This is a genomic window from Pseudomonas sp. UTLPPB19802, assembly GCF_059730225.1.
This window is the reverse complement of the sequence record NZ_AP048545.1, coordinates 658,292-665,000: the sequence shown is the minus strand read 5'-3', so window position 1 is coordinate 665,000 and position 6,709 is coordinate 658,292. Positions and strand designations below refer to the sequence as shown.

The window sequence follows — 6,709 nt, the reverse complement described above, 5'->3', positions numbered from 1 at the left end:
CTGAAACCGTATGCGTACAAGCAGTGGGAGCAGACTTTGTTCTGTGACTGCGTACCTTTTGTATAATGGGTCAGCGACTTATATTCAGTGGCGAGCTTAACCGAATAGGGGAGGCGTAGCGAAAGCGAGTCTTAATAGGGCGTTTAGTCGCTGGGTATAGACCCGAAACCGGGCGATCTATCCATGGGCAGGTTGAAGGTTAGGTAACACTGACTGGAGGACCGAACCGACTACCGTTGAAAAGTTAGCGGATGACCTGTGGATCGGAGTGAAAGGCTAATCAAGCTCGGAGATAGCTGGTTCTCCTCGAAAGCTATTTAGGTAGCGCCTCACGTATCACTCCAGGGGGTAGAGCACTGTTTCGGCTAGGGGGTCATCCCGACTTACCAAACCGATGCAAACTCCGAATACCTGGAAGTGCCGAGCGTGGGAGACACACGGCGGGTGCTAACGTCCGTCGTGAAAAGGGAAACAACCCAGACCGTCAGCTAAGGTCCCAAAGTCATGGTTAAGTGGGAAACGATGTGGGAAGGCTTAGACAGCTAGGAGGTTGGCTTAGAAGCAGCCACCCTTTAAAGAAAGCGTAATAGCTCACTAGTCGAGTCGGCCTGCGCGGAAGATGTAACGGGGCTCAAACCATGCACCGAAGCTACGGGTATCGCGTAAGCGATGCGGTAGAGGAGCGTTCTGTAAGCCTGTGAAGGTGAGTTGAGAAGCTTGCTGGAGGTATCAGAAGTGCGAATGCTGACATGAGTAACGACAATGGGTGTGAAAAACACCCACGCCGAAAGACCAAGGTTTCCTGCGCAACGTTAATCGACGCAGGGTTAGTCGGTCCCTAAGGCGAGGCTGAAAAGCGTAGTCGATGGAAAACAGGTTAATATTCCTGTACTTCTGGTTATTGCGATGGAGGGACGGAGAAGGCTAGGCCAGCTTGGCGTTGGTTGTCCAAGTTTAAGGTGGTAGGCTGAGATCTTAGGTAAATCCGGGATCTTAAGGCCGAGAGCTGATGACGAGTGTCCTTTAGGACGCGAAGTGGTTGATGCCATGCTTCCAAGAAAAGCTTCTAAGCTTCAGATAACCAGGAACCGTACCCCAAACCGACACAGGTGGTTAGGTAGAGAATACCAAGGCGCTTGAGAGAACTCGGGTGAAGGAACTAGGCAAAATGGCACCGTAACTTCGGGAGAAGGTGCGCCGGTGAGGGTGAAGGACTTGCTCCGTAAGCCCATGCCGGTCGAAGATACCAGGCCGCTGCGACTGTTTATTAAAAACACAGCACTCTGCAAACACGAAAGTGGACGTATAGGGTGTGACGCCTGCCCGGTGCCGGAAGGTTAATTGATGGGGTTAGCTAACGCGAAGCTCTTGATCGAAGCCCCGGTAAACGGCGGCCGTAACTATAACGGTCCTAAGGTAGCGAAATTCCTTGTCGGGTAAGTTCCGACCTGCACGAATGGCGTAACGATGGCGGCGCTGTCTCCACCCGAGACTCAGTGAAATTGAAATCGCTGTGAAGATGCAGTGTATCCGCGGCTAGACGGAAAGACCCCGTGAACCTTTACTATAGCTTTGCACTGGACTTTGAATTTGCTTGTGTAGGATAGGTGGGAGGCTTTGAAGCGTGAACGCCAGTTTGCGTGGAGCCATTCTTGAAATACCACCCTGGCAACTTTGAGGTTCTAACTCAGGTCCGTTATCCGGATCGAGGACAGTGTATGGTGGGTAGTTTGACTGGGGCGGTCTCCTCCTAAAGAGTAACGGAGGAGTACGAAGGTGCGCTCAGACCGGTCGGAAATCGGTCGCAGAGTATAAAGGCAAAAGCGCGCTTGACTGCGAGACAGACACGTCGAGCAGGTACGAAAGTAGGTCTTAGTGATCCGGTGGTTCTGTATGGAAGGGCCATCGCTCAACGGATAAAAGGTACTCCGGGGATAACAGGCTGATACCGCCCAAGAGTTCATATCGACGGCGGTGTTTGGCACCTCGATGTCGGCTCATCACATCCTGGGGCTGAAGCCGGTCCCAAGGGTATGGCTGTTCGCCATTTAAAGTGGTACGCGAGCTGGGTTTAGAACGTCGTGAGACAGTTCGGTCCCTATCTGCCGTGGACGTTTGAGATTTGAGAGGGGCTGCTCCTAGTACGAGAGGACCGGAGTGGACGAACCTCTGGTGTTCCGGTTGTCACGCCAGTGGCATTGCCGGGTAGCTATGTTCGGAAAAGATAACCGCTGAAAGCATCTAAGCGGGAAACTTGCCTCAAGATGAGATCTCACTGGAACCTTGAGTTCCCTGAAGGGCCGTCGAAGACTACGACGTTGATAGGTGGGGTGTGTAAGCGCTGTGAGGCGTTGAGCTAACCCATACTAATTGCCCGTGAGGCTTGACCATATAACACCCAAGCAATTTGCGTCGAATGAGCAGATTGCGGTGTATGAAGACGAAGTGAACCGAAAGTTTGCAACGCACAAATACCTGAATCACATACCCGAATTTGCTGGAGCGTGACCCGCAAGGGCTACGAGCTGGCTACCGAATTTCTTGACGACCATAGAGCATTGGAACCACCTGATCCCATCCCGAACTCAGAAGTGAAACGATGCATCGCCGATGGTAGTGTGGGGTTTCCCCATGTGAGAGTAGGTCATCGTCAAGATTAAATTCCAAAACCCCAATTGCGAAAGCAGTTGGGGTTTTGTTTTTCTATAGATAGAAGTTCCTCATTTTGCTGGTACGTCGCACGAGCGACGGACTGGCCACAGAATTTCTTGACGACCATAGAGCATTGGAACCACCTGATCCCATCCCGAACTCAGAAGTGAAACGATGCATCGCCGATGGTAGTGTGGGGTTTCCCCATGTGAGAGTAGGTCATCGTCAAGATTGAATTCCGAAACCCCATCTGCGCAAGCGGATGGGGTTTTGTTTTTGCGCGGCAAGCCGGCTGCTACGCACCCGCCCGTCCACGGCCCTTGCGCCGAGCTTCCAGCTTGCGCCACCAGATATAGATCCCGGTGGCCGACAATCCGGCAATCAGAAGCCCCAGCACCGCGATAATCGATTGCCCTACCACCCCAATGATCCTGCCGCCATGTATCGGTAGCTGCAGGCGATAGAAGCGCTCTCCCAACGTCCCCTGCCCGGCGATCTCCTGACCCAGCAAGCGGCCATCGGTACCATGGAAGAACAACCAGGACTTTCCATGAGCCTCGGTATCGTGCTGGCCGAATCCCGCACCATAGAAATTGTATTCAAAGCTGTAGTACAGCTCGCCGATAGCAGCTGTCAGCCCCAGGCGTTGACCTTCCTGCAAGGCCCGCTCATAGGCCTGCCGGTAGTCCAGGCGAGTCTCGCCCAACTGCTCCGCCGGCATCCTGCCACGGGCCTCGTAGACGCTCGGCTCGACCGTGGAAAACCACGAAACCACCGGCTTGAATACCTGGCTGGGCAGGTTCATCGCCACACTGCTGACGGCGATCGGCAATAACAACAGCCAGAGCCACAGTCCGCCGGCGCGGTGCAGGTCCATGTTCAATCGATACACATGCCCGCCCTTGATCGTCCAGGCCTTGGCCCACTTGCGCCAGAACGGCCGGCCCCGGGGAAAGGTCAGCCACAGGCCGAAGAAGCAGTCCACCACCCAGAACACCGCAACCAGCCCCATCAGCCATAACCCCCAGTTGCCCGGCAGCGTAAGGTTGTAGTGAAACTCCAGCAGGAAGGGGATCAGGTTCTCCCGCTGGAAACAGCACTCACCCCAATACCGCTGGCCCATGGATGCACCGCTGACCGGATCGACATAGAACACCTGGCTCTTCTCGGCAAAGGGCTTGCCGGTCGCTGGGTCCTTGCGCGGTACTGTTGCCAGCATCGCGTTGTGCCCGGGTTCCTGCGGATACTCCAGGTACCAGACCTGCAGCTTCGGATGCTCGCCTTGTAAACGCTCCACCAGGCTTGCGGGAGGCAGTCGCGGCCCTTCTGCCTGGGCCTGGTAGAACCGCGGGTTGAGCCATTCGTCCAGCTCGTGGTTGAACGCCAGGATGCTGCCGGTCAGTCCGGCCAGCAGCAAGAAAAGAGCTGTTGCCAGCCCGATATAACGATGCAGGATGACCACAATCGGTCGCATGGAAGTTTCCCCTGGAAACGACGAAGCCAGCACCCGTCCGGGTGCTGGCTTCAAGAAGACGTTGCATTGATTCAGAACTGGTAGCTGACCGTTGCGCTGACGTTGCGCTCCTCGCCCAGGTAGCAGAAGCTCAGGCTGGCACAGGAAGCCACATAGGATTCGTTGGTCAGGTTATTGGCATTGAGGCGCACATCGACGCCCTTGAGGCCGAGCTTGCCCAGGTCATAACCCATGGATGCATCGAACAGCGTGTAGGCCGGCACCTTCAGGGTGTTTTCCGCATCGGCCCAGCTGTAGCCGACGTAACGCACGCCGCCGCCCAGGCGCAGGCCGTCCAGGGCGCCACCGGCAAACCTGTAGTCGGCCCACAGCGAAGCCATGTGGCGCGGGGCCTGGGTTGGCGAATTGCCTTGGTTCTCGATCAGGTTGCTCGGGGTGCTGAGGGTGCTGACCATCGACTTGGAGTATTTGATGTCGGTGAAGGTGTAGCTGCCCAGCACCTTCAATTGCTCAGTCAGTTGCAGGTGGCCTTCAAGCTCCAGGCCCTGGGAACGTACCGCGCCGACGGCACGATAGAAGTTCTCCTGTGGCAGCTTGGAAGCCAGGTTCTCCTGGTCGATGCGGAACACCGACGCGGTGAACAGATTGTCCGTGCCCGGCGGCTGGTACTTGAGCCCCGCTTCCCACTGCGTGCCATCGGTCGGTGGCAATGGATTGCCCGCGGCGTCGGAATACGAGTTCGGGTTGAACGACTCGGAGTAGCTGATGTACGGCGCGATGCCGCTATCGAACAGATACAGCGCACCGGCCCGCCCGGTCAGCTTGGTGCGGCGGTCGCTGATTTGCGTGCCCAGCGGCCGGGCGGCCTCGGCGATGCGGTTCTCGTCGGACGTCTCGACCCAGTCCTGGCGCAGGCCCAGGGAGAAGCGCCACTTGTCCATTTCCACCAGGTCCTGCAGGTAGACGCCGGTCTGTTCCAGGCGACGCAGGTAGCTGGTCGGGCTGTAGTAGCTGATGGCCGAGTTGCCGTAGACCGGGTTGAAGGCATTGATCGGCGCCAGCGAACCCTGGCTCCAGTCCACCACGGTTTTGCGCCGTTGGTAGTCGGTGCCCATCAACACGGTATGCCGGGTTTCGCCGAGCTGGAGGTCGGCCTGCAGCATGTTATCGATGATAAAGGCATGCAGCTGTTCATTGCCGCCGGAGTAGTAGCGGTTGAGTTCGTTGCTGGTCGGGCTGGTCCAGCCATAGGCATAGACCTGGTCGAGCTTCACCTTCGAATCCAGGTAGCGGAAGTTCTGCCGGGCGGTGAAGACATCGTTGAAGCGGTGCTCGAACTGATAGCCGAACGACTGCTGGTTGCGGCTGTAGCCGTCGATGCCGGGTTCGCCTTCGAAGAAATGTTCGGAGATACGCTGGCCATTGCGCTGGTGCAAGGTGCCGTCGGCCGGCATGCCGCCGTGATAGCCGCCATCGGGATCGTTCTGCAGATAGGCCTGCAGGGTCAGCGAGGTGTCCTCGCTGAAGTCGATGCTCAGGCTCGGTGCCAGGGCGTAGCGTTTTTCCCGGGTGTGATCGAACTGGGTGTCCGACTGGTCCGTCAGGCCCGTCAGGCGATAGGCAATGTGCTTGTCATCATCGAGCGGGCCGCTGAAATCGAAACCTACCCCACGCTTGTTCTGGCTGCCCACCGTCGCCTGGATCTCGTGATAGGGCGTGAACAGCGGCTTCTTGCTGGTCAGGGCCACCAGGCCGCCTGGCGAGCTGCGGCCATAGAGCACCGAGGACGGCCCCTTGAGAATATCCACGCGTTCGAGGAAGTACGGGTCTACCTGCATGGTGCTGTAGGTACCGCTGTCGCCCATGGACTTGAGGCCGTCGAGGTAGATATTGTCCACCGAGCCGTCGTTGAAACCACGCATGGCCACGTAGTCATAGCGGTGGGTCGCGCCATAGGGGTTGGTCAGCACGCCGGGGGTGTAGCGCATCGCCTGGGCGACCGTCTGAGAGCCCTGGTCGTCCATCTGTTCGCGGGTGACCACCGAGACCGTCTGCGAGGTTTCCAGCAGCGCGGTGCTGGTCTTGGTGGCGATCTGGCTGTGGGTCGCGTTGTAGCCGTCCATGCTCCCCAGCGCGTTGCCCAGGGCGAAGCCCTTGACCTCGGTGCTCGGCAACGCCAGGGCAGCGCCCTCGGCGGTACGTTGCAGGACGTAGCTGCGACCATCCTCGCTGGTCGCCTGCAGACCGGTGCCGTCCAGCAGCCTGCGCAGCCCTTGCTCGGTGCCGTAGTCGCCCTGCAGTCCTGGCGACTGTTTGCCCTGGGTCTGTTCCGGGGTCGTCGCGAGACTGATCCCGGCCTGACGGGCGAACTGGTTGAGGACGTCGCCCAGGGACCCCGGCGCGATCTGGTACACCGTGACCGGCTCGGCGGCCATGCTCGGCAGCGGTAGGGTACTGATGCCCAGGGCGGTGGATAACAGGGTGATGCGCGCGGCCTGGCCAAGGGTGGCTCGGGCCGTGGCGGCAGGAGAGGCTGGAAGCAGGGTTCGCCGGGTCATTGCGGGTTTCCGTAAGGGTCGAGTG

Annotated in this window: 2 protein-coding genes and 3 rRNA genes (1 of these 5 only partly in view); 3 read left to right on the top strand and 2 right to left on the bottom strand. The window is 58.1% G+C overall.

Translation table 11 applies throughout. The features are described from left to right. From AC6I6U_RS02920 to rrf (AC6I6U_RS02910), 3 genes are all read left to right on the top strand, one after another. A 23S ribosomal RNA gene (locus AC6I6U_RS02920) occupies positions 1-2,391 on the top strand; it begins 500 nt to the left of the window's first position. A 149-nt stretch (positions 2,392-2,540) separates the two neighbouring features. After that, positions 2,541-2,656, top strand: a 5S ribosomal RNA gene (gene rrf / locus AC6I6U_RS02915). A 111-nt stretch (positions 2,657-2,767) separates the two neighbouring features. After that, positions 2,768-2,883, top strand: a 5S ribosomal RNA gene (rrf, locus tag AC6I6U_RS02910). A gap of 64 nt (positions 2,884-2,947) precedes the next feature. Here the strand turns inward: rrf (AC6I6U_RS02910) and AC6I6U_RS02905 are convergent. Further along, on the bottom strand, positions 2,948-4,126 hold the full coding sequence (locus AC6I6U_RS02905) for a PepSY-associated TM helix domain-containing protein (protein WP_497880573.1): 1,179 nt from the start codon (positions 4,124-4,126) through the stop codon (positions 2,948-2,950). Between the two features lie 71 nt (positions 4,127-4,197). After that, positions 4,198-6,684, bottom strand: a complete 2,487-nt coding sequence (locus AC6I6U_RS02900) for a TonB-dependent siderophore receptor (protein WP_497880572.1) — start codon at positions 6,682-6,684, stop codon at positions 4,198-4,200. Between the last annotated feature and the right edge of the window lie 25 nt (positions 6,685-6,709).